This is a genomic window from Pseudoxanthomonas gei, from assembly GCF_010119615.1.
GTDB lineage: Bacteria > Pseudomonadota > Gammaproteobacteria > Xanthomonadales > Xanthomonadaceae > Pseudoxanthomonas_A > Pseudoxanthomonas_A gei.
In genome coordinates, this window is sequence record NZ_QOVG01000002.1 from 402,269 (window position 1) to 425,469 (window position 23,201).

Annotated in this window: 16 protein-coding genes; 10 read left to right on the forward strand and 6 right to left on the reverse strand. The window is 65.4% G+C overall.

The genetic code is table 11. From position 1 onward, the window contains the following. Positions 1-437: 437 nt before the first annotated feature. Genes DT603_RS04705 through DT603_RS04715 form a run of 3 tightly spaced genes read left to right on the forward strand, consistent with a single transcriptional unit; the run spans position 438 to position 3,792 of the window. The gene (locus DT603_RS04705) at positions 438-1,916 is read left to right on the forward strand and encodes an MFS transporter (protein ID WP_162348684.1); all 1,479 of its coding nucleotides are present in this window, start codon (positions 438-440) and stop codon (positions 1,914-1,916) included. Between the two features lie 33 nt (positions 1,917-1,949). Beyond that, complete coding sequence (locus tag DT603_RS04710; protein ID WP_162348685.1) at positions 1,950-2,966, forward strand: glycoside hydrolase family 43 protein; 1,017 nt, start codon at positions 1,950-1,952, stop codon at positions 2,964-2,966. Between the two features lie 28 nt (positions 2,967-2,994). Then, entirely contained in the window at positions 2,995-3,792 is a 798-nt protein-coding gene (locus DT603_RS04715) for an aldose 1-epimerase (RefSeq protein ID WP_246191559.1), read from the forward strand. A gap of 100 nt (positions 3,793-3,892) precedes the next feature. Here DT603_RS04715 and DT603_RS04720 read toward each other — a convergent pair whose 3' ends face one another. Genes DT603_RS04720 through DT603_RS04730 form a run of 3 tightly spaced genes read right to left on the reverse strand, consistent with a single transcriptional unit; the run spans position 3,893 to position 7,049 of the window. Beyond that, entirely contained in the window at positions 3,893-4,888 is a 996-nt protein-coding gene (locus DT603_RS04720) for an NADPH:quinone oxidoreductase family protein (RefSeq protein WP_162348687.1), read from the reverse strand. Positions 4,889-4,934: 46 nt separating this feature from the next. Beyond that, positions 4,935-5,759: an IclR family transcriptional regulator gene (locus tag DT603_RS04725; RefSeq protein ID WP_162348688.1), complete on the reverse strand. Its 825-nt coding sequence runs from the start codon at positions 5,757-5,759 to the stop codon at positions 4,935-4,937. Between the two features lie 57 nt (positions 5,760-5,816). Continuing rightward, positions 5,817-7,049 (reverse strand): acyl-CoA dehydrogenase family protein, encoded by a 1,233-nt coding sequence (locus DT603_RS04730; protein WP_162348689.1) that lies wholly within the window; start codon positions 7,047-7,049, stop codon positions 5,817-5,819. Between the two features lie 195 nt (positions 7,050-7,244). Here DT603_RS04730 and DT603_RS04735 point away from each other — a divergent pair, with 195 nt between their 5' ends. The 6 genes from DT603_RS04735 (at position 7,245) to fdhD (ending at position 15,808) form a co-directional block, all read left to right on the forward strand. Beyond that, positions 7,245-7,958, forward strand: coding sequence for a 2-phosphosulfolactate phosphatase (locus DT603_RS04735; RefSeq protein ID WP_162348690.1), 714 nt, complete (start codon positions 7,245-7,247; stop codon positions 7,956-7,958). Between the two features lie 90 nt (positions 7,959-8,048). After that, positions 8,049-10,130 carry a 3-hydroxyacyl-CoA dehydrogenase NAD-binding domain-containing protein gene (locus DT603_RS04740; RefSeq protein WP_162348691.1) on the forward strand — a complete coding sequence of 694 codons (2,082 nt, stop codon included), beginning with the start codon at positions 8,049-8,051 and terminating at the stop codon, positions 10,128-10,130. Positions 10,131-10,265: 135 nt separating this feature from the next. Beyond that, the gene (locus DT603_RS04745) at positions 10,266-11,426 is read left to right on the forward strand and encodes an acyl-CoA dehydrogenase family protein (protein ID WP_162348692.1); all 1,161 of its coding nucleotides are present in this window, start codon (positions 10,266-10,268) and stop codon (positions 11,424-11,426) included. Positions 11,427-11,448: 22 nt separating this feature from the next. Beyond that, positions 11,449-12,567 (forward strand): acyl-CoA dehydrogenase family protein, encoded by a 1,119-nt coding sequence (locus DT603_RS04750; protein WP_162348693.1) that lies wholly within the window; start codon positions 11,449-11,451, stop codon positions 12,565-12,567. 84 nt (positions 12,568-12,651) lie between these two features. Continuing rightward, positions 12,652-14,973 (forward strand): FdhF/YdeP family oxidoreductase, encoded by a 2,322-nt coding sequence (locus tag DT603_RS04755; RefSeq protein ID WP_162348694.1) that lies wholly within the window; start codon positions 12,652-12,654, stop codon positions 14,971-14,973. Continuing rightward, the gene (gene fdhD / locus DT603_RS04760; protein WP_343037717.1) at positions 14,963-15,808 is read left to right on the forward strand and encodes a formate dehydrogenase accessory sulfurtransferase FdhD; all 846 of its coding nucleotides are present in this window, start codon (positions 14,963-14,965) and stop codon (positions 15,806-15,808) included. Before DT603_RS04755 ends, fdhD begins: the two co-directional genes overlap by 11 nt. A 116-nt stretch (positions 15,809-15,924) precedes the next feature. On the opposite strand, the gene DT603_RS04765 is transcribed toward fdhD, so the two are convergent. From DT603_RS04765 to DT603_RS04775, 3 genes are all read right to left on the reverse strand, one after another. Next, a complete protein-coding gene (locus DT603_RS04765) occupies positions 15,925-16,536 on the reverse strand; it encodes an NTP transferase domain-containing protein (protein ID WP_211368275.1) in 612 nt (203 codons plus the stop codon). A 5-nt stretch (positions 16,537-16,541) separates the two neighbouring features. After that, complete coding sequence (gene recQ / locus DT603_RS04770) at positions 16,542-18,344, reverse strand: DNA helicase RecQ (protein WP_162348696.1); 1,803 nt, start codon at positions 18,342-18,344, stop codon at positions 16,542-16,544. 89 nt (positions 18,345-18,433) lie between these two features. Then, the gene (locus DT603_RS04775) at positions 18,434-19,024 is read right to left on the reverse strand and encodes a Dps family protein (RefSeq protein ID WP_162348697.1); all 591 of its coding nucleotides are present in this window, start codon (positions 19,022-19,024) and stop codon (positions 18,434-18,436) included. 83 nt (positions 19,025-19,107) lie between these two features. On the opposite strand from DT603_RS04775, the gene hrpA reads away from it, so the two are divergent. Next, complete coding sequence (gene hrpA, locus DT603_RS04780) at positions 19,108-23,175, forward strand: ATP-dependent RNA helicase HrpA (protein WP_162348698.1); 4,068 nt, start codon at positions 19,108-19,110, stop codon at positions 23,173-23,175. The last annotated feature ends 26 nt before the right edge of the window (positions 23,176-23,201 follow it).

Below are 23,201 nucleotides of genomic sequence, written 5' to 3' on the forward strand. Positions count from 1 at the left end.
TGGCACTCGCTGTCATCGGACGCTTGGGTTGGCGGCAAAATATTTCCCTTCGTTTCGTAACGGCGTAACACGCGCTGGCATTGCCTTGGAACCGTCCTAGATCCATGTTGCTGCGCAGCGTGCAGCCCCGCAATGATAGCGCTAACATTTTCTCCGGGATGCGCAGTATCGGGGCAATATCGTGTGCAAGTACAGTCGCTTGGCGGGGACCGGACACGCGGACGAAGTCAGCTGAAGGGAGTGTTGCCGGTGAGGGCAGAAGCAGCCAGGATCCTGTCCACGAGTGTTGGCCTCGGCCTGCAGTTGCGCAGGGTAGGCGATGTTCCATCTCCCAGGTTTTCAAGGCCCGCATCGGTGCTCCCACACCGTGCGGGCATCCATAGCGCGCCAGGCCCAGCGGCCCGGTTGAACCTCCTTGCAGGAATGAACCGGTGCCCATGAATACAGTTGCTGAAACCCTGTCGGCCAGGGAAAAGATCGGCTACAGCCTGGGCGACCTGGCGGCCAACCTGATCTTCCAGACCTTCATCACCTTCCTCGCCTTCTTCTACACCGACGTATACCGGATACCGGCCAGCACCGCGGCCAAGATAATTTTTACCGGTGGACTGCTCGGCGCATTCGTCTTCACCCCAGTGGTCGGCCTGATCGCCGATCGTACCCGCACGCGCTGGGGCAAGTTCCGGCCGTGGATCCTGTGGACCGCAATCCCCTTCGGCGTGCTTTCGCTGCTGGCCTTCAGCACGCCCGACCTGGGCCCACAGGGCAAGGTCTTGTACGCAATGGCCACCTACACCCTGCTGGTCATGGTCTACGCCGCCAATAACCTGCCGTATTCGGCGCTGAGCGGCGTGCTGACCGGCAACATGGCCCAGCGCAACAGCCTGTCCTCATATCGCTTCGTGGCGGTGATGGTCGCGCAGTTCGTCATCCAGGTGCTGCTGCTGCCGCTGGTGCTGATCCTGGGCGGCGGCGACAAGGTGCAGGGTTTCCACAACACCATGGCGCTGTTCGCGGTGGTGGGCACGGTGTTCTTTCTGATCACCTTTTTCACCACCCGCGAGCGCATCGTTCCCGCGGCCGGGCAGAAGTCCAGCATCCGCGAGGACCTGACCGACCTCACCCGCAACAAGCCCTGGCTGTTGATCCTGGCGCTGACCATCCTGGTGTTCATCAACCTTGCCCTGAAAGGCGGCATGTACGTCTACTACTTCAAGTACTACCTTGATGCGGGGCAACTGGCGCAGTTTCTTGAGAACGTCGGTTTCAACCGCTTCATCGCCGGACTGAACGCGGCACTGACCGGCGTCGGGTTGAGCGGGTTCCAATGGCCGAAGGACCCGCCGACTTCGGCCTTCAGCCTGTTCAATGCCGGCGGCATCATCTTCATGATCATCGGCATCGGCTTCTCCAAGCGGCTCGCCGACCGCTTCGGCAAGCGCGACGTGTTCGGCGCCGCTCTGTTCGTCTCCACCCTGTGCCTGCTGGCGTTCTGGTTCTATTCGCCGTCTTCCATCGGCCTGGTGGTCGTGACCTACATCCTGCATGGTTTCTTCTACGGCATCACCATCCCGTTGCTGTGGGCGATGGTCGCCGACGTAGCCGACTGGTCGGAGTGGAAGAACAACCGCCGCGCCACTGCGATCACCTTTTCGGCGGTGCTGTGCGGATTGAAGATCGGATTGAGCATTGGCGGGTCGCTGGTGGCCGGCATCCTGGCGTATTACGGCTACAGCCCTGACCTGGCCGCGCAGTCACCCGAGGCGGTGCATGGCATCAAGCTGGCGATCAGCGTGTACTGCTCGATACCCTTCCTGGTCTGCGTGGCCCTGCTGTTTCTGTACGAAATAGACAAGACCATGGAATCGCGCATAGAGCAGGAGCTTGGCGCGCGCCGGGCGCAGGCCGCCGCGTGATTTGCCGACGGCTTTCCGTGATGGAGGCAACCCATGTCCGATGAATTCTCCCGTGCCCAGCTCAAGGCCCTGGCCGAGAAAGCCATCTCGCAACCACTGGTCTGCCATATCTATACTGCCGACCCCTCGGCCCATGTGTTCGGGGGAAAGGTCTATATCTATCCATCGCATGACATCGATGCCGGCATTGCCTTCAACGATGAAGGCGATCACTTCGGCATGCAGGACTACCATGTCTTGCGCATGGATTCACCCGAGGGCCAAGCGGTCGATTGCGGCGTTGCCCTGCATATCAGGGATGTGCCCTGGGCCGAACGGCAGATGTGGGCGCCTGACATCGCGCAGCGCGATGGCCGCTACTACTTCTACTTCCCTGCCAAGCGCGCGGACGGCATTTTCCAGATCGGAGTCGCCGTGGGCGATGATCCCGAAGGCCCGTTCGTGCCGGAACCACTGCCCATCGAAGGTAGCTACTCGATAGACCCGGCCGCCTTCGTTGACGACGATGGCAGCTGCTACCTTTATTTCGGTGGCATCTGGGGCGGGCAGCTGCAGAAGTACCGTGACAACCTGCATGACCCCTCGCACCTCGAGCCCACCGACGGAGAGCCCGCGCTCGGGCCGCGCGTCGCGCAACTGGGTGCGGACATGAAGCAGTTCGCCGAAGCGCCTCGTGAAGTCAGTATCGTCGACGAAAGCGGGCAACCGCTGCGCGCCGACGACCACGCGCGGCGGTACTTCGAAGGTCCGTGGATGCACAAGCATCAGGGCCGCTATTACCTGTCCTATTCGACTGGCAATACCCACCTGCTGTGTTATGCCATTGGCGACAATCCTTACGGGCCATTCGTGTACCAAGGCGTGGTGCTGCAGCCGGTGGTCGGCTGGACGACGCACCACTCCATCTGTGAATTCCAGGGTCGCTGGTACCTGTTCTATCACGACTCACTTCTGTCCGGCGGGGCGGCCCATCTGCGCTCGGTCAAAGTGACGGAGCTCCACTACGACGACCAGGGCAGGATCCGGACCATCGATCCCTATGGCGGCTGAGTCCAGGCCGGCACCCGCTACGGATGCAATGGCCCCGCTCGACACCGGGCCGCTCATCGAGATCCGTCGTGGGTCGCTGGTTGTGGCCATCGCACCTCAGGCAGGCGGGCGCATTGCGCAGATCCGCCGCCAGGGCGTGGATCATCTGGTCGGCCATGGCGAATCCACCGCGGCCGTCATCGCCTGGGGAAGCTTCCCGATGGTTCCGTGGGCCGGGCGCATTCGCGAAGGCCGCTTCGGCTTCCAGGGCCGGTCGTATCAACTCCTGCGCAACCTGGGCTCCCACGCCATCCACGGTGTCGGCTTCGCAATGCCCTGGAGTGTGACCAGACAGGAAGCCGCATTTGTCGAACTGGCGCTGAGCCTGCCGCAGGATGAGTCCTGGCCTTTCGGTGGAAGCGCACAACAGCGCCTGGCCGTGACCGCAGACCGGCTGGAGATGACCTTGTCGGTGCGGGCAGGGCGCTTGCCCATGCCTGCCGTCATTGGCTGGCATCCCTGGTTCCGCAAGCCCGATCGCATGTCGTTCTCGCCAGCGCATATGTTCCCGCGCGATGAGCAGGGCATTGCGACCCTGCCGTTGCAGGAACCGCTCCCCGGACCCTGGGACGATTGCTTCATCAACCACGACCCGGTGTTGCTCGAGCTTTCAGGACAGCAATTGCGCCTGAGCTCCGATTGCCAGCACTGGGTCGTCTACGATGCCACTGCCGCCGCGACCTGCATCGAACCACAGAGCGGCTCTCCCGATGCCTTCAACCTGGCGCCTGCGACCCTGGAGCCCGGGACGGCCATCGAACGGAAGTTCCTGATCGAATGGCTGTAAGGCCGACAGCCGCGGCAGGCGTTTCATGGAAAAAGTCCGATCAGGTTTCAGGCAAGGCTGGCGTTTCCAGGCTCCGGCCAGCGACGAGGATTGCCGGGGCCTACTCGACCTGCTGCGGAAGCAGGACGAGCTTTCCAATGGCCTGCCTTGCCAGCAGGGCATCAAGCGCTTGCGATGCCTGGGACAACGGGTAGCGCTTTGAAATCAGCGGATGGATGCTGCGTTCTCGCAACCAGGTGAACAGCAGCGCCATGTTCTCCGCGTTCAGGGCCGGCTCGCGCCGCACGAAATCGCCCCAGAACACCCCGACCAGCGCGCTGCCCTTCAGCAGCAGCAGGTTGGCCGGAATCTTCGGGATCTCGCCAGCGGCAAAGCCCACCACCAGGTAACGCCCGCGCCAGCCCACGCTGCGGAATGCAGGCTCGGCAAGATCGCCGCCGACCGGGTCGTAGACCACGTCGACGCCGCGGCCTTCGGTGATTGCCTTGATCCGTTCGCGCAGATCCTCGCTGGCATAGTCGATTGTCTCGTCGGCACCCGCCGCACGCGCCGCCGCCAGCTTCGCGGCCGATGAAGCGGCGGCAATCACGCGCATGCCGAGCAGTTTGCCGATCTCCACCGCGGCCAGTCCCACGCCACCGCCGGCGCCCAGCACCAGCAAGGTTTCGCCGGGCTGCGCCTGGGCGCGATCCTTCAACGCATGCAGCGAAGTGCCGTAAGTCAGCACGAAGCTGCCGGCCAGTTCCAGGTCCTCATCGCTGATGTTGGCGGGCAGCGGAATCGTATTGGCTGCATCGACCACGACTTCCTGCGCATAGGCACCATGGGAAGTGATGCCGACGACAAGATCGCCCACCTGCAGGCCTTTTACCTCGCTGCCGACGGCAATGATCTCGCCCGACAGCTCGCCGCCCGGGGAGAAGGGAAATTCCGGCTTGAACTGGTACTTGCCCGCCACCATCAACGCATCGGGAAAATTGACCGCGGCGACGCGAGTTCGCACCAGTACCTGCTTGGGTCCGGGCACGGGCGAGGGCAGGTCACGCAGTTGCAGCGACGAGGGAGTTCCCCAGGCTTCACAGACGATGGCTTTCATGACGGCTCCGACAGTTCGTTGATGTTGCGTAATCGCGATTCCGGGTTCAGAACTTGCCTTCGGTCATGGCATGGACCTTGTCGCGCAGCGCCACCAGGCGTGGCCCGAAATCGTTGACGAGCTTTTCCCGGGTCATCACCGACACGCGTCCGCTGCAGTTGAAGGCCAGCACGCGGCTGCCGTCGGCCGACACCATCGGCACGCCGATGGCGAACACCTCCGGGTTCCAGTCGCCCATCGAGAAGCAGAATCCGTAGTGCTCGTAATCCTTGCGCGCCTTGACGATGCCGTCGCGCAGCTTGGGCCAGTAGCCCGGCTCGCATTCCTGTTCCAGGCGCCTGAGGTGATTTTCGAACACGTCGATCGGCCGGGTGGCCAGGTCGGCGCGGCCCAACGCGGTTGAGCCGTGCGGCACGCGCGCGCCTGCGGCCAGGTTCATCTGGAAGGTCGGGTCGCCCTGGCACACCTCCATCAGCACCATGCGGTCGCGGTCGCGATCGCCGGTGGCCAGCATCACCGCCGATTGGGTGTAGTCGGCCAGTTCGCGCATCAACGGCCGCGCGATCGCCACGACGTCATTGCCCTTCATGAAGGCATGGCCCAGCGACAGCACCGCCGTGCCCAAGGAATATTTTTCCTGGGCGGCCGAGTAGTTGAGATAGCCCAGCGCCGCCAGGGTGAAGGTGAAACGCGACACCGTGGCCTTGGGAAGGCCGGTCTCTCGAGAAATGTCCTGGTTGCCCAGGTACTGCGCTCCCTGCTCGAAGCAGCGCAGGATCGAAAACGCGCGCGAGACCGAGGTGACGAACAGCGGATGCGATGCGTCGATGGGATGGTTGAAGGTTTCGAGGCTGCGTTTCGGGTTGCCCATGGTGTGTTCCGTATCAGTGGCGCTGCCCAGGCGCGTGCCTGGGTCGGCCGGTAAGGCTCAGGCGGGCGCCTGCACTGCGTGCCTGGCCAGTTCCAGCCGCGCGATGGTGCCGCGATGCACTTCGTCAGGACCATCGGCGATGCGCAGCGTGCGCACGCCTGCATACATGGCCGCCAGCGGGAAATCCGCGGTGACGCCCGCGCCTCCGTGGGCCTGGATGGACCAGTCGATGATCCGGCAGGCGATGTTGGGCGCGACCACCTTGATCATCGCGATCTCCGCGCGCGCGCCCTTGTTGCCTACCGTGTCCATCATGTAGGCCGCCTTGAGCGTCAGCAGGCGCGCCTGCTCGATCATGCAGCGCGACTCGGCGATGCGTTCGTGCCACACCGACTGGTCGGCTACCCGCTTGCCGAACGCCACGCGCGATTGCAGGCGCTGGCACATCAGTTCCAGCGCACGCTCGGCCACGCCTATGGAGCGCATGCAGTGATGGATGCGTCCCGGCCCCAGCCGCCCCTGCGCGATTTCAAAACCCCGGCCTTCGCCCAGCAACAGGTTGGCGGCAGGCACGCGCACCTCGTGCAGCGCGATTTCCATGTGTCCATGCGGTGCGTCGTCGTAGCCGAATACCGGCAGGTGCCTTATCACCTCAATGCCCGGGGTATTGGCGGGCACCAGCAGCATCGATTGCTGCTGGTGGGTTGCGGCGGCCGGATCGGTCTTGCCCATCACGATGTAGAGCGCGCAGCGCGGATCACCGGCGCCGGAGGCAAACCATTTGCGCCCGTTGATCACGTACTCGTCGCCCTCGCGGCGCATCGAGCACTGGATGCTGGTGGCATCCGAAGAAGCGACTGCCGGTTCGGTCATCAGGAAGGCCGAGCGGATGTCGCCCGCCAGCAGCGGTTCCAGCCATTGCTGTTTTTGCGCTTCGCTGCCGTAGCGCTCGATGGTTTCCATGTTGCCGGTGTCGGGTGCCGAGCAATTGAACACCTCTGGCGCCCACATCACCCGCCCCATGATTTCGCACAGCGGGGCGTACTCCAGGTTGGACAGGCCTTGGGGCGCGCGTTCGGACCTGGGCAGGAACAGGTTCCACAGTCCAAGCGCGCGCGCCTTCGGCTTCAGCTGTTCGACGACCTGGAGCGGCAGCCAGGGAGTGCCGGCTGCATGGTTGCGTCCAAGCTCCTCCAGGTACCGCGGCTCTGCCGGCGAAATGGATTCGTCGAAGAAGCGCTGCAGCCGCGTGCGCAGGTCGTCGACTTTGGCGCTGTAGGAAAAATCCATCATCACTCCCATCTGCCGCAAACTGGAAGTTCCATTATCCGGAACCTGATTCTGATAGCTAGCTTTCATCCTAGGTCGCACCATCAGGTCTGGCAAGCCCGAAATATGAGCTTGTTGCGTGCGTGGCAGTGCAAGTACGATGGTTGGGCGACATTGCACAAGTTCCAATGTGCGGAACTATAGGGATGGTTTCTGATGCCGAAGCTGCACGTGCTGCTGAAGAAGGAAGAAGTCGATTCCGCGCGCCTTGAGGGCAAGGTCGTGATCGTCCTGGACGTGCTGTTCGGGACCTCCACCATCGTCCACGCGTTTGCGCAGGGAATCGTGTCCCTCTGGCCGGCGCGCGATGCCGCCGAGGCCCACCGCATCGCTGCAAACCTCGACCAGCCGATGCTTGCCGGCGAGTTCCTGGCCGCCACCCTGCCGGGCTTCGCCCCGCCCACGCCGCTGGCATTGGCGGCCTGCGGCCTGCGTGGTGCCACTGTGGTGTACGCGACCACCAATGGCACGGCGGCCCTGGCCAACAGTTCCAATGCAGCCTTCGTCTATGTGGGCGCACTTTTGAACGGCGCCGCCCTGGTGGCACGCGTCACGCTCCTGCACCCCGACGCGCAGGTGCTGATCGTGTGTTCCGGATCGATGGAGCGCTTCAACCTGGAGGATTTCTACGGCGCCGGCCACCTGGTCGCCCACTTCGAGCGCCGCGGCAACTACGAGTTCACCGATGCGGCGCAAGCGGCGCTGTTGCTCTACCACGGCTGCGCCGCCCGCACCGCCCTGGGCGCATCCAGGGTGGGGCAAATGATGCTGGCGCAGGGTCTGCAGCATGAAGTCGATTGCGCCGCCCGGCTCGACGTGCTGGAGGTGGTGCCGGAGCTGCGCGACGGCTGCGTGCGGCTGGCGGCATGACCACTTTCGTCCTTCTGCAGTCACCCATGCAATCCCGTTCGCTACTTCCCGTTCGTCCAATCCCGTTTGCACCTGCCACAGGAACTGCACATGTCAGTCAGTCATGAAACCCGCGACGGCGTCGCCATCGTCACCCTGCAGAACCCGCCGGTGAATGGACTGGGCCTGGCGACGCGCCGCGGCCTGGTCGAAGCACTGGCGCATGCGCTTGCAGATGCCTCGGTAGAAGCCATCGTGGTCACCGGCGGTGCGCGTGCGTTTTCCGGGGGCGCCGACATTCGCGAATTAAACCGGCCCGAATCCGGCATGGAGCCCACCCTTCCCACCGTGATTGCCGCATTCGAGAACAGCAGCAAGCCGGTGGTCGCCGCGATCGAGGGGCTGGCGCTGGGCGGTGGCCTGGAACTGGCGCTGGGCATGCATCACCGCGTTGCCGGTAGCCGCGCGCAGATCGGGCTGCCGGAAGTGAAACTCGGCCTGCTGCCGGGTGCCGGGGGCACCCAGCGTCTGCCGCGCGCGGTCGGGCTGGAGACCGCGGTGAACATGATCATCTCCGGCGCACCCGTCGCTGCAGGCAAGCTGGCACAAAGCCGGTTGTTCGATCGCGTAGTGGATACCGACGTCGTGCAGGCAGCCATCGAAGTGGCCAAGGAAGCCGCCGCGTCCGGCGAACTGCACAAGGTGCGCGACTGGACGGTCGAGCACCCCGAAGCGGCCGTATTCCTTGCATCGGCGCGCACGGCGGTCGCGGCGGCATCGGCCCACTATCCGGCGCCACTCAGATGCCTGGATGCAATCGAGGCTGCGGTGAACCTGCCCTTCGACCAGGGCATCGAGACCGAACGGGCGGCTTTCGCCGATCTGATCCAGACCCCCGAGTCGAAGGCACTGCGTCATGCCTTCTTCTCCGAGCGCGCAGCGGGCAAGATTGCCGATGTCGGTGCGGATGTGGCGGTGCGCGAGGTCAAGCAGGTCGGCGTGGTCGGCGCCGGCACCATGGGCGCGGGCATCAGCATGAACTTCCTCAACGCCGGGATTCCGGTGACCTTGCTGGAAACCAGCCAGGACGCGCTGGATCGTGGCCTGGCCACCATCCGCAGGAACTACGAGGGCAGCGCGAAGAAGGGCAAGTTGACCGCCGAACAGGTGGAGCAGCGCATGGGCCTGCTGACGCCGACGCTCGAGTATGCAGACCTGAAGCACGCCGACCTGATCGTCGAGGCGGTGTTCGAGGAATACAGCGTCAAGGAATCTGTGTTCAGCCAGCTCGATGCGGTTGCCAGGCCAGGCGCCATCCTGGCCAGCAATACCTCCACCCTGGATGTGGATCGCATCGCCGCGTTCACCGGGCGTCCGCAGGACGTGCTGGGCCTGCATTTCTTCAGCCCGGCCAATGTGATGAAGCTGCTGGAAGTGGTGCGCGGCAAGGCCACGGCAAAGGACGTGCTGGCGACCGTGATGGCGCTGTCGAAGAAGATCGGCAAGACCGCCGTGGTGTCCGGCGTGTGCGATGGCTTCATCGGCAACCGCATGATCGAGCAGTACAGCAGGCAGGCAGGCTTCCTGCTCGACGAAGGCGCGCTGCCGCAGCAGATCGACCGGGCCATGGAAGCCTTCGGCTTCGCCATGGGCCCGTTCCGCATGGGCGACCTGGCCGGCAACGACATCGGTTGGGCGATCCGCAAGCGGCGTTACGTGGAAAAGCCGCACATGACCTATTCGAAGACCGCCGACCTGCTCTGCGAACTGGGCCGCTACGGCCAGAAGACCGGCGCGGGCTGGTACGACTACAGGCCTGGTGATCGCACCGCGCATCCATCGCAGTTGGTCAACGAGTTGATCGAAAGGCATTCCACCGATATCGGCCTGGTGCGCCGTGCGATCAGCGACGGGGAAATTGTCGAGCGGCTGGTCTACGCACTGGTGAACGAAGGCGCGCAGCTCCTGCAAGAGGACATCGCATCCAAGGCCTCGGACATCGACATCGTCTACCTGGCCGGGTACGGCTTCCCGGTCTGGCGTGGCGGCCCCATGTTTTACGCCGATACAGTCGGCTTGGACAAAGTGGTGGCCGCGATGCGCCGCTATGGCAAAGGCCATGAGGGCGCGGCGTGGGAACCGGCACCGCTGCTGCTGCAACTGGCAGAGGCCGGCAGGACATTCAACCCATGAGTGCGGCGCTGCATTGCAATCGGACACAACGGTCGGTCTCCACTTGGCCCAGGACGTCGCACAGGGCTGGATCGCAAGACAGAAACCCGCGCCTGCCCATTTCATCGAACCGCTAAATTCAGCCCCGGAGCCCGCATGGATCTCGATTTCAACCAGGAAGAACAGGCGTTCCGCGACGAGGTCCGGCAGTTCCTCGCCCGTGAACTGCCTGCCGACATCCGCGAGCGCATGAGCCGCGACGATGCCAGCCAGATCAAGCAGGACATCGTGCGCTGGCAGAAGATCCTGCACGCCAAGGGCTGGGGTGCCCCGGGATGGCCACTGGAGTTCGGCGGCACCGGCTGGAGCAAGACCCGCCAGTACCTCTTCGAGAACGAATGCGCGATGGCCGACGCGCCTGCGCAACTGGCCTTCGGCATCAAGATGGTCGCGCCGGTGATCATGCGTTACGGCAGCGCCGAACAGCAGCAGCGGTTCCTGCCGCGCATCCTGGCGGCCGAGGACTGGTGGTGCCAGGGCTATTCGGAAACCGGCTCGGGTTCGGACCTGGCCTCGTTGAAGATGAAGGCACGGCGCGACGGCGACGAGTACGTGCTCGACGGCCACAAGGTCTGGAACACCCTGGGCCAGTTCGCCGACTGGATCTTCTGTCTGGTGCGCACCGACCCGGAAGCCAAGCCGCAGAAGGGCATTTCCTTCCTGCTGGTGGACATGAAATCGCCGGGCATCAGCGTGCGGCCGACGCGGTTGCTCGACGGCACCTTCGAAGTCAACGAGATCCGTTTCGATGAGGTGCGTGTGCCCGTCGCCAATCGCATCGGTGAGGAAAACCAGGGCTGGACCTATGCCAAGTTCCTGCTCGGCCACGAACGCACCAACATCGCCGGCATCGGTGCATCCAGGCGCGAGCTGCTTCGGCTCAAGCAGGATGCCGCCGCGGTGCTCAAGGAGGGCCGCAGCCTGCTGCAGGATCCGGTGTTCGGCAACAAGGTCGCGCAGGTGGAAATCGAGTTGACCGCCCTGGAGATCACCAACATGCGGGTGATCTTCGCCGAAGCGGCCAAGCAGGCGCCAGGACCGGAAGCCTCGATGCTGAAGATCCGCGGCACCGAGATCGCCCAGCGCATCTCCGAACTTCAGGTGGAACTGCTGGACGCCGATGCGCTGCGCTTCGAGCATGGCCATGACGCCTCGCGCGCCACGGCGGCCTATCTCAACCTGCGCAAGCTCAGCATCTTCGGCGGATCCAACGAGATCCAGCGCAACATCATCGCCCACATGATCCTCGGGCTTTAGTCACACGCATCAGGAGCTGGCCATGGACTTTGCCTTCAATGACGAACAGCAGATGCTGCTGGACACCACGCGCCGCTTCATCGCCGGGCGCTACAGCTTCGAACAGCGCAACCAGGTGCTGGGCTCGGCGGACGGATGGTCGCGCGAGGTGTGGGCGCAACTGGCCGACCTGGGCTTGCTGGCCATCAACATCCCTGAAGAACAGGGCGGCATCGGTGCCGGGCCGCTGGGAACCATGCTGGTCGGCAATGCCATCGGTGAAGGCCTGCTGCTGGAGCCATTCTGGTCCAGCGCAGTGGTCGCCACGCACGCCATCGGGACGCTGGCTTCGTCGGCACAGCGCGCTGCACTGCTGCCGGCATTGGCCAGTGGCGAGTCGATCGCGGTACTGGCCCATGACGAAGCGGGTACCCGCTTTGACGCAATGAACGTCGAGATGACCGCGGTTGCCCGAGGCGATGGTTGGGAACTGCAGGGCAGGAAGTGCGCCGTCTACCATGCGTCCGCCGCCAACGTTTTGCTGGTGTCGGCGAAAGTGGGCAGCGAACTGGGGGTGTTCATGGTGCCGTCCGATGCCACGGGAATGCAGCTCAGCGCGTTCACCACCGTGGACGGGCAGGCTGCGGCGGACGTGGCGTTCGACCAGGTGATGCTGGGTGCCGAAGCGCGGCTCGGTGGCGATGCACATGAGACATTGCCGGCGGTACTCGACTACGCACTGGCGGCGCTGTGTGCAGAAGCGTTCGGCGCCATGGACCGCATCCTCGCCGCCACCATCGCCTACAGCCGCGCGCGGGTGCAGTTCGGCGCGCCGATCGGCAGCTTCCAGGCTCTGCAGCACCGCATGGCCGACATGTTCATGCACCTGGAGCAGGCCCGCTCCATGTCCTACCTGGCCGCATCGCAATGCCTCAATCCCGATGCGCAGGCACGTGGCCAGGCGCTGTCCGCGGCCAAGGCGCTGATGGGCCAGGCCGCGCGATTCATCGGCCAGCAGTCGGTGCAGTTGCACGGCGGCATGGGCATGACCGACGAGCTGGATGTCAGCCATTATTTCAAGCGCCTGCTGGCGTTTGAATTGCGCTGTGGCAGCAGCGACCAGCATCTGGAAAATTACCGCTCCGGACTGCGTGCCGCCTGACTGGAAAGCCGTTGCGCAGGCCTTCGATGACGCCCGCTTTCGCGCAGTTGGTCTATCCTCGGCGCCTGGTGCAGGAGCAGGTCCATGAGCGAGCGCAAGGTTCCGGGAGTCGACGATTACCAGGGTCCCGCCGGTGGCTGGGGTTCGCTCGCTGCGGTGGCGCGCGTGCTGAAGGGGCAGATGGCGGTGGGTCGCGAGACCGCGGCGCTGCGACGGGTCAACCAGCCGGCAGGCTTCGATTGCCCGGGCTGTGCCTGGCCTGATCCCAGGCACACCTCATCCTTCGAGTTCTGCGAGAACGGCGCCAAGGCGGTGTCGTGGGAAGCGACCGGCAAGCGCGCCACGCCCGGGTTCTTCGCCGCCCACACCTTGTCCGAATTGTGGGAGTGGAGCGACCACGCGCTGGAGGGCGAAGGCCGGCTCACCCATCCGATGGCCTATGACCCGGCCAGCGACCGCTACCTGCCGACCAGCTGGGAAGACGCCTTTCAAGCCATTGGCGCCGGACTGCGCGCGCTGCCGCATCCGGACATGGCCGAGTTCTACACCTCGGGCCGCACCTCCAACGAGGCCGCGTTCCTGTACCAGCTGATGGTGCGCGAATACGGCACCAACAATTTCCCGGACTGCTCCAACATGTGCCACGAGGCCACCAGCGTCGGCCTTCCCGATTCGATCGGCGTCGGCAAGGGCACGGTGACGCTGGAGGATTTCGAACACTGCGACGCGCTTTTCAGCTTTGGCCACAATCCGGGCACCAACCATCCGCGCATGCTGGGCACGCTGCGCGAGATATCGAAACGCGGCGTGCCGATCATCGCGGTCAATCCGCTGCGCGAACGCGGGCTGGAGCGCTTCACCTCGCCGCAGGATCCCGGCGAAATGCTCACCAATCGCTCCACGCCGATAGCGCAGACCTATTACCAGGTCAAGATCGGCGGCGACGTGGCCCTGCTCAAGGGCATGATGAAGTGGCTGCTGGAAGCCGATGCCGTCGACCTTGCGGCCGGCGGAAAGGGTGTGCTGGACCACGACTTCATCGCCGGACACACCACCGGCATCGAGGGCTTGCGAGCGGACCTCGCGGCCACGCGCTGGGACGACATCATCGAAGTGTCCGGCCTGGCACGCAGCGACATCGAGGCGGCCGCGCAGGTGTACGCGCAGGCCGAAAGCGTGATCCTCTGCTACGGCATGGGCATGACCCAGCATCGCTTCGGCACGCGCAACGTGCAGCAGATGGCCAACCTGATGCTGCTGCGCGGGAACATCGGCCGCCCCGGCGCCGGCATCGCGCCGATCCGCGGCCACTCCAACGTGCAGGGCGACCGCACCGTAGGCATCACCGAGAAGCCGACCCAGGCGCTGGTCGATGCGATCCAGCGCACCTATGGCTTCGAGTTCCCGCTGACCCACGGCCACGATGCGGTGGAGGCGGTGCGGGCCATCCGCGATGGCCGTTCCAAGGCGCTGGTGTGCCTGGGCGGCAACCTGGCGGTGGCGATCTCCGACCCGGAAACCACGTTCCCGGCGATGCGCAAGCTCGACCTGGTCGTGCACATCGCCACCAAGCTCAATCGCTCGCATCTGATTCCGGCGAAGCAGGCCTTCCTGCTGCCGTGCCTGGGCCGCACTGAACTGGACCTGCAAAATGGTGTGGTGCAATCGGTGACGGTGGAAGACTCGATGTCGATGGTGCACGCCTCGCAGGGCGGGCTGAAGCCTGCTTCCGAACATCTGCTGTCCGAGCCCGCCATCGTCGCCGGCATCGCGCGCGCCACGCTGCCCCGGACGAAAGTGGACTGGCAGGGCCTGGTCGCCGACTACGGCCGCATTCGCGACGACATCGAGTCGGTGTTCCCGATCTTCCAGGACTACAACCGGCGTGTGCGCGAGCCCGGCGGCTTCCGCCTGCCGGTCGGTGCCTCGGTGCGCGACTGGGGTGGCCCCGACAAGAAAGCGAAATTCCTGGTCTCGCCTGGCCTCAACGAGGACCTGCGCAACAACGACGCCGGCGTGCTGACCATGACCACGATCCGCTCGCACGACCAGTACAACACCACGATCTACGGTTTCAGCGACCGCTACCGTGGCATCAACGGGCGGCGTGACGTGGTTTTCATGAATGCCGTGGACATGGAAGAGCGCAAGCTGGTGCATGGCGATCGCATCGACGTGGAAGCATGCGGGTCAGCCAGTGCAACGCGCTCCGTATCGCGCAGCGTGCGCGGTTTCATCGCGGTGCGATACGACATCCCACGTGGTTCCACTGCCATGTATTACCCCGAAGGCAATTGCCTGGTGGCGCTGGACAGCCACGACCCGCAGTCGGGTACACCCGCCTACAAGTCGATCCCGGTGCGAATCGTCGCGGCCCGCGATCCAGAAGCAGATGGTGGCGGCTGATCCCGTCGCCGGCGCTGGCGTGGCAAGCCGTGCCGTGCTGGAGGTGCGGGCCGGTGTCGCCGAGCCGAAGCTGGACCTGCTGGCAGAGGAGGTCCCGGTCGGCGTGCATTACGACGGCATCCCGTTCGCGGTGATGATGGCTTCGCCGGGAAACCTGCTGGATTTCGCGCACGGGTTTTCGCTGACCGAGCGTGGCATCGCTTGCGGCGGCATCGTGGAAGTCGACGTGCGCGATGTGCTGGAAGGCATCGTGCTGGACATTCGAACCACCGATCCCGCTTCGGCCATGATGTCTTCGGACCAGACCCGGCTGATGCCAGGCCGCAGTGGTTGCGGCATCTGTGGCAGCCGCCTGCTGGAGGAGGTGGTCAGGCAACCGGCCGCGGTCGGCGAAGGCGTCGTGCTGGCAGCGCAGGCACTGGAAGTCGCGTTGGTTGCTTTGCAGGACCGGCAACCCTTGAATGCCGCCACCGGCGCGATCCATGCGGCGGCCTGGTGCAACGTTTATGGCACGGTAGTTGAGGTGCGCGAGGACGTGGGCCGCCACAACGCGCTGGACAAGCTGATCGGCGCGATGTTGCGCGCAGGCATCGATCCGGCCACGGGTTTCGCACTGGTGACCAGCCGTGCGAGCTACGAGATGGTCACCAAGGCCGCGATTGCCGGTATCCCGCTGCTGGCCGCGATTTCCGCGCCGACGGCTTTGGCGGTCGACCTGGCGCAGTCGTGCGGGCTGACCCTGGCCGGCTTTGTCCGTCCCGGAAGGCATGTGGTGTACAGCCATCCGTGGCGGCTGCGAGTTCGGCCGCGGCAAGCAGCGGAGCATGCTTCTTGAGACCTGTCCGAGAACAAGTTTGCGTGTGTGCCGGCTTCGGGCTTTGCCCCCTTTGGCAAAGGGGGCTACGGGGGATTTGCTCTTGATCTTGCTTAGTGAGCAAGAGCAAATCCCCCTCAATCCCCCTTTTCCAAAGGGGGAGGCCGAAGCGCCAGGTCCGCACGTTCCTGCGGCGTGTTGATATTGCGCAATGATCCATCCGCGGGTGCAGCAAGCAGCAGCGTGGCGACCAGGGCCAGGGCATTGCGCAGGCCATGGCGGCCGCTGCCTGACTCCCGCGCCAGCGCCTGCAAGGCTGCGGGTTCCCATACCGCGCACAGCGGCTCGGGCTGGCCATCCTCTTCACAGCGATAGGCAATGGCTGCGTGCCGGCCGTCACGCGCACGTACCAGCGCGGCCAGGGTCGACGGCTGCAGGAGCGGCAGGTCGCAGGCCACCACCAGCCAGGCAGCTTCGGGACGCGCTGCGTGCGCCGCAAGCAGGCCCGCCGCCGCTCCAATGCCGTCCACTGCATCAACAAGTGCGGGTAGCGCGTTGCGCACGGGTTCTTCGCGCTGGTCGGCACGCAGGGACACGAAGCACTCCTGCACGCTGGGCATGAGCCGCTGCCAGGTCGCCAGCACCTGCGGCCCGTCACCGTAAGCGATGAGCGCCTTGTCCTCGCCCATCCGCATGCTGTGGCCGCCGGTCAGGACCAGGCCATGCAGTACCGGCAACGGCTGGGCCATCACGCTCAGCCCTGTTCGCGGACGATCTCGAGCACCTGCGGTCCATAACGCTCGAGCTTGGTGCCGCCGATGCCGCCGACCCGTCCCAGGTCGTCCAGGCTTTCGGGCCTCTGTTCGGCGATGTTGCGCAGGGTACTGTCGTGGAAGATCACGTAGGCCGGCACGTTCTGCTCGCGCGCCAGTTGCGCGCGCAGGTCGCGCAAGGCGCCGAACAGGGAAAGATCCTGCGGCTGCACCGACACGCCGGTGCGCGGGCCGCGGTCGCGTTCGCGCGCCTTCTTGCCGGCAACTTCCTTTCGCAGGACCACGTTCTGGCGGCCGGTGAGCACCGCGCGGCTTGCATCGGTCAGGCGCAGTCCGCCGAACGCCTCGGTGTCCACTTCCAGCAGGCCGGTGGCCACCAGCTGGCGGAACACGCCGCGCCACGATTTGGCGTCCAGGTCCTTGCCGATGCCGTAGGTGCTGAGCTTGTCGTGGCCGAACTGCTGGATGCGCTCGTTCTCGCTGCCGCGCAACACGTCGATGAGGTGCACGGCCCCGAAACGCTGGCCGGTGCGATAGACGCAGCTCAACGCCTTCTGCGCAGCCAGGGTCGCGTCCCAGCTGGCGGCTGGCTGCAGGCAGTTGTCGCAATTTCCGCAGGCATTCGGGTAGGTTTCACCGAAGCCCGCGAGCAGCACCTGGCGGCGGCACTGCATCGATTCGCAATAACCCAGCAGCTGGTCCAGTTTACGGCGTTCCAGTTGCTTGCGTTCCTCGCCGGCCTCGGACTGCTCGATCATCTGCTTCAACAGCACCATGTCGCCCAGGCCGTAGCAGAGCCAGGCCTCGGCCGGCTCGCCATCGCGGCCGGCGCGGCCGGTTTCCTGGTAATAGCCTTCCAGCGACTTGGGCAGGTCCGTGTGCGCGACGAAACGCACGTCGGGCTTGTCTATGCCCATGCCGAAGGCAATGGTGGCCACCATGACCACCCCGTCCTCGCGCAGGAAGCGCCGCTGGTTGCCGGCGCGCACTTCGGCATCCAGTCCGGCGTGGTAAGGCAGCGCCTTGAAGCCCAGGCCGGCCAGCGTCGCGGCGGTTTCATCGACCTTGCGCCGCGACAGGCAATAGACGATGCCGGCCTCGTCGCGGTGGGTGGCCAGGAAATCCAGCAGCTGCCGCTTGCCGTTGTCCTTCTGGGCCACGTTGTAGCGGATATTGGGCCGGTCGAAGGAGCTGACGAACCACTCGGCATCCTCCAGCTGCAGCCGCTCGGCGATCTCGCGCTGGGTCGGTGGATCGGCGGTGGCGGTCAGGGCGATGCGCGGCACTTCGGGCCAGCGTTCGTGCAGCACGGTGAGCTCGCGATACTCGCGCCGGAAGTCGTGGCCCCACTGCGAAACGCAATGCGCTTCATCGATGGCGAACAGTGCGATCGACGAACGATCCAGCAGCGACAGGAAACGCGGCGTCAGCAGGCGCTCCGGCGCCACGTACAGCAGGTCCAGCTCGCCGGCCAGCAGCGCGCGCTCCACCCGGCCCGCGGCTTCGGCATCCAGGGTGGAATTCAGGAACTCGGCGCGCACGCCGACCTGGCGCAGCGCCTCGACCTGGTCCTGCATGAGCGCGATCAATGGTGAGATCACCAGGCCCACGCCTTCGCGCAGCAAGGCCGGCACCTGGTAGCACAGCGACTTGCCGCCGCCGGTGGGCATCAGCACCAGCGCGTCGCCGCCGCCAATGATGTGTTCGATGATGGCCCGCTGCGGCCCACGAAAATCGGCGTGGCCGAAGATTCGCTGCAGCAGGTCCTGGGGTGATTCAGTCATGCAATCAGGGTACCAGCGCGGTCAAGTGAAGGACCAAGGAAAACGCCCGGACAGGCCGGGCGTTTTCCTGAATCAAGGCGGTGGAAACCTTACTGCAGCAAGGAGCGCAGCATCCAGGCGTATTTCTCGTGGGTCTGCAGGCGCTGGGTCAGCAGGTCCTCGGTGGGGGCGTCGTCGGCCTCGTCGGCGATTTCAAGCGCCGAGCGCGCGGTGCGGCACACCGCCTCGTTGCCGACCACCAGCTGGCGGACCATCTCGTGCCAGTCGGCGCTGTTGGTCAGGCCCGGCTCCTCGGGAATCGAGGACAGGGCAATGAATTCGTGATAGGAGCCAGGCGCGTTGAAGCCCAGGGCGCGGATGCGTTCAGCGATCTCATCCAGCGCGTTCCACTGCTCGGTGTACTGGGCCTCGAACATGTTGTGCAGGGCGTTGAACATGGAGCCGGTGACGTTCCAATGGAAGTTGTGGGTCTTCAGGTACAGGGTGTAGCTGTCGGCCAGGAAACGCGACAGGCCATCGGCGATCTTCTTGCGATCGCCCGCATCGATCCCAATATCGATATTGGGTGCGGTCGGCGCGGCTGAAGCCAGCCTGGCCTCGGCGGCAGTGGATGGCTTGGCCGAAGTGCCCTTAGGCGCGGTCTTGCTCCCGGTCTTGCTCTTTGCTTGCTTGCTGGCCATCTGGACACTCCTTGAGGTGGGATAGGCGACAATGATCAAGGTAACGCATGTCGTGTAATCAAAAGATTCACTGCCACCGATCGATGGGTACTGCAGCAATCGAAAACAAGGACCTCGCCGCCGCGCGCCGTGCCATCGACGGAGCGCTGACGCGCGACCGTGGGCGCCTGCATGGGCTGTGGTCGCGCTGGCAGGGCAAGCCGGCCGATGCCGCGACCCGCGCTGCTTTCGAGCTGGCGCTGGCCCAATCCAGCGCCAGGGTCACTGCCCGCGCTGCTTCGGCGCCCAGGGTGACTTTGGACGATTCGCTCCCGATCGCACGTGAAGCCGAAAAGATCGTCGAGCTGATCCGCGCCCATCCGGTGGTGGTGATCGCAGGCGAGACCGGTTCCGGCAAGACCACCCAGCTGCCCAAGCTGTGCCTGGCTGCCGGCCGTGGCGTCGCCGGCATGATCGGCTGCACCCAGCCGCGGCGGATCGCGGCGCGCGCGGTCGCCCGGCGCGTGGCCGAGGAGTTGGGCACGCAGATCGGAAGCGGGCCGGCAGGCGGCGCGGTCGGCTTCCAGGTCCGCTTCAATGACCAGGTCGGCGACGACACCCGCATCAAGTTCATGACCGACGGCATCCTGCTGGCCGAGATCGCCTCGGACCGGTGGCTGTCAGCCTACGACACCATCATCGTCGACGAGGCCCACGAACGCAGCCTCAACATCGACTTCCTGCTCGGCTTCCTGAAGCAGCTGCTGCGCAAGCGGCGCGACCTCAAGGTGATCGTCACTTCGGCCACCATCGACACCGGCCGTTTCTCGCGCCACTTCGACGACGCGCCGGTGATCGACGTGGAAGGGCGCACCTTCCCGGTCGAGGTGCGCTACCGCCCGCTGGAAGGGGAGGGCGATGCGGAAGGCGAAGGACGGCAGGGTGATCGCACGGTCAACGACGCCATCGTGGCCGCCATCGACGAGATCACCCGCCAGGATCCACGTGGCGACGTGCTGATGTTCCTGCCGGGCGAACGCGAGATCCGCGATGCGCACCAGGCGCTGGAGCGCCGCAAGTACCGCGACACCGAAGTGACGCCGCTGTACGCGCGCCTGTCCGCGCGCGACCAGGACAAGGTGTTCAATCCCGGCATCAGGCGCCGGCTGGTGCTGGCGACCAATGTCGCCGAGACCTCGCTGACCGTGCCGCGCATCAAGTACGTGGTCGACCCTGGCTATGCGCGCGTCAAGCGCTACAGCCCGCGGCAGAAGCTCGACCGCCTGCATATCGAACCGGTGTCGCAGGCCAGTGCCAACCAGCGCAAGGGTCGTTGCGGGCGTATTTCCGACGGTATCTGCTACCGCCTGTATGCCGAAGCCGACTTCGAATCGCGGCCCGAGTTCACCGATCCCGAGATCCGCCGCAGCAGCCTGTCCGGGGTGATCCTGCGCATGCTGGCGCTGGGCCTGGGTCGCATCGAGGACTTCCCGTTCCTGGAGCCGCCGGACGAACGCGCGATCGCCGACGGCTGGCAGCAGCTGGTGGAACTGGGTGCGGTGGGCGGCTCCGAACGTGGCAGCGACAAGACCCTCACCACCATCGGCAAGCAGATGTCGCGCCTGCCGGTCGACGTCAAGCTGGCGCGCATGCTGGTGGCTGCGCAGGGCAATGGCTCGTTGCGCGAGATGATCGTGATCGCCTCGTTCCTGGGCATCCAGGACCCGCGCGAACGCCCGCCCGAGGCACGCGAGGCCGCGGACAATGCACACGCGAAGTTCGCCGACCCCAAATCCGAATTCATCGGTATCCTCAAGCTGTGGCAGGGTTATCGCGAGGCCCATGAGGAGCTGACGCAGTCGAAGCTGCGTGACTGGTGCGAGCGCCATTTCCTCGGCTTCCTGCGCATGCGCGAATGGCGCGAGCTGCATCGGCAGCTGCTGCTGATGTGCAACGAGCTGGGCTGGGAGCTTGATGAGGTTTCCGCCACGGCAAAGCCAGATGAAGCGCTCCCCCCTTTGGAAAAGGAGGGCAGGGGGGATTCGCTCTCCGCGCGGAAAGCAAATCCCCCTCGATCCCCCTTGTCCAAAGGGGGAAGACAAGCAGGCGAAGCTGATCGCCTGGCCGCGGAGATGCCGCATTCCGCATACGTCTCGCTGCACCGCGCGCTGCTCGCCGGCCTGCCGACCCAGGTCGGCCACAAGACCGAGAAGGGCGATTTCCTGGCCCCGCGCCAGCGCCGCTACCACCTGTTTCCCGGCTCCACGTTGGCGAAGAAGCCACCGGCGTGGGTGCTCAGTGCGACGTTGCTGGACACCGCGCGCGTCTGGGGCATGACCAATGCCGCCATCGAGCCGGACTGGGTGATTGCCGAATTGCCACACCTGCTGGCGCGCAAGCATTTCGATGCGCACTGGTCGCGCGCGCAGGGCCATGTGCTGGCCTCCGAGCAGATCAGCCTGTTCGGACTGGTGCTGGCGCCGAAGAAACCGGTGCATTACGGCCGCATCGCGCCAGTGGAAGCGCATGACCTCTTCGTGCGCCAGGGCCTGGTGACCGGCGAAATCAACACCCGCGCCAGTTTTGTTGCCGACAACCTCAAGGTGCTGGAGCAGGCGCACGAGGAAGAAGCCAAGCTGCGGCGTGCCGGCATCGTTGCCGATGAGGACTGGCAGGCGCGCTGGTACCTGGACCGCATTCCGTCGGACCTGCATTCGGCGGCCGGGCTGGACGCCTGGTACAAAAAGCTGGCGCCGGAAGCGCGGCGGGCGCTGCACTGGTCGCTGGTCGACCTGTTGCCAGGCGAGGGCAGCGAGGAAGACCGCTTCCCCAAATATTTTCCGCTTGGCGATGCGCGCCTGCCGCTGCACTACAGGTTCGAGCCGGGCGCAGTTGACGACGGCGTGACCCTGGAGGTGCCGCTGCACCTGCTCAACGCGCTGGATGCCGCGCGCCTGTCGTGGCTGGCGCCCGGCTTCATCGGCGAGAAGGCTGCCGAACTGATCCGCAGCCTGCCCAAGGCGATGCGCCGCAACTACGTGCCGGCGCCGGATTACGGGCGCGCGTTCGCCGAGGCGTTCCCGCAGCCCGGCGCCGATGACATCCGCGGCGAACTGGGGCGGTTCCTGTCGCGTGCCACCGGCGTGCCGGTGGCGGCGCTGGATTTCGACGAGGCCGCACTGGAGCCGCACCTGCGCATGAACCTGCGCCTGCGCGCCGACGATGGCCAGGTGCTGGCCGAATCACGCGAACTGGAAACATTGCGCGCCGGCTTCGGCGATCGTGCCGGCCATGCCTTCGCCGCGCGCGCCGGGCGCGAGATGGCGGCCCGGGGCTTGCGCGAGTTCCCCGCCAATGCGATTCCGCTGCAGGTGCCTGGCGAAGCCGGCGTGCCTGCCTATCCCGCATTGGTGGACGAAGGCGAAAGCGTGGCGTTGCGGGTGTTCGCCGACCGCAGCGAAGCCGATGCTGCACATCCGCAGGGCGTGCGCCGTTTGCTGGACATCGCCCTGGCCGACAAGGCCAAGCAGGCGCGCAAGCAGCTGCCGGTGTCACCCAAGACCGGGCTGCTGTACGCGGCGATCGAATCGCAGGAGCGCCTGCGCGGCGATCTGGTCGAGGCCGCGCTCAATGCCGTGCTGGCCGAGGGCCTGGGCGACATCCGCGACCGCGCGGCTTTCGAGCGCCGCAGCGAGGAGGCATCACGCAAGCTTTTTCCCGAAGCAATGGAACGGTTGAAGCTGGCCGAAGCCATCCTCTCGGCCGTGGCCGAACTCAAGCCGCAGCTGGAATCAAAGCTGATGGGCTGGGCCGGCGGCAATCTCGATGACCTGCGCCGGCAGCTCGCCGCGCTGGTCCATGCCGGTTTCCTGCGCGATACGCCGGCCGACGCACTGGCGCAGTTCCCGCGCTATCTGAAGGCGATGCGCCTGCGTGCCGAACGCGCGCTGCGCGACCCCACCCGCGACCAGGCACGCATGCTGGAGTTGAGGCCCTTCATTGACGCGCTGGAGCAGACATCACCCGGCGGCAGCGCGAATGCGGCCGCGTGGCAGGCCCTGCGTTGGGACCTCGAGGAATTGCGGGTGTCGCTCTTCGCGCAGGAACTGGGCGCGCGCGCCGGCATTTCGCAGAAGAAACTCGCCCAGCGCCTGGCAGCATTGCGCAGCTAGCGGGTGCAGCCGGCGTCATTGCCCCT

What these genes read in the sequence shown, in the direction of transcription:
- DT603_RS04705 (WP_162348684.1), top strand. Translation starts at nt 438, where the DNA reads ATGAATACAGTTGCTGAAACCCTGTCGGCCAGGGAAAAGATCGGCTAC.
- DT603_RS04710 (WP_162348685.1), top strand. Translation starts at nt 1,950, where the DNA reads ATGTCCGATGAATTCTCCCGTGCCCAGCTCAAGGCCCTGGCCGAGAAA.
- DT603_RS04715 (WP_246191559.1), top strand. Translation starts at nt 2,995, where the DNA reads ATGGCCCCGCTCGACACCGGGCCGCTCATCGAGATCCGTCGTGGGTCG.
- DT603_RS04720 (WP_162348687.1), bottom strand. Translation starts at nt 4,888, where the DNA reads ATGAAAGCCATCGTCTGTGAAGCCTGGGGAACTCCCTCGTCGCTGCAA.
- DT603_RS04725 (WP_162348688.1), bottom strand. Translation starts at nt 5,759, where the DNA reads ATGGGCAACCCGAAACGCAGCCTCGAAACCTTCAACCATCCCATCGAC.
- DT603_RS04730 (WP_162348689.1), bottom strand. Translation starts at nt 7,049, where the DNA reads ATGGATTTTTCCTACAGCGCCAAAGTCGACGACCTGCGCACGCGGCTG.
- DT603_RS04735 (WP_162348690.1), top strand. Translation starts at nt 7,245, where the DNA reads ATGCCGAAGCTGCACGTGCTGCTGAAGAAGGAAGAAGTCGATTCCGCG.
- DT603_RS04740 (WP_162348691.1), top strand. Translation starts at nt 8,049, where the DNA reads ATGTCAGTCAGTCATGAAACCCGCGACGGCGTCGCCATCGTCACCCTG.
- DT603_RS04745 (WP_162348692.1), top strand. Translation starts at nt 10,266, where the DNA reads ATGGATCTCGATTTCAACCAGGAAGAACAGGCGTTCCGCGACGAGGTC.
- DT603_RS04750 (WP_162348693.1), top strand. Translation starts at nt 11,449, where the DNA reads ATGGACTTTGCCTTCAATGACGAACAGCAGATGCTGCTGGACACCACG.
- DT603_RS04755 (WP_162348694.1), top strand. Translation starts at nt 12,652, where the DNA reads ATGAGCGAGCGCAAGGTTCCGGGAGTCGACGATTACCAGGGTCCCGCC.
- DT603_RS04765 (WP_211368275.1), bottom strand. Translation starts at nt 16,536, where the DNA reads ATGGCCCAGCCGTTGCCGGTACTGCATGGCCTGGTCCTGACCGGCGGC.
- recQ (WP_162348696.1), bottom strand. Translation starts at nt 18,344, where the DNA reads ATGACTGAATCACCCCAGGACCTGCTGCAGCGAATCTTCGGCCACGCC.
- DT603_RS04775 (WP_162348697.1), bottom strand. Translation starts at nt 19,024, where the DNA reads ATGGCCAGCAAGCAAGCAAAGAGCAAGACCGGGAGCAAGACCGCGCCT.
- hrpA (WP_162348698.1), top strand. Translation starts at nt 19,108, where the DNA reads ATGGGTACTGCAGCAATCGAAAACAAGGACCTCGCCGCCGCGCGCCGT.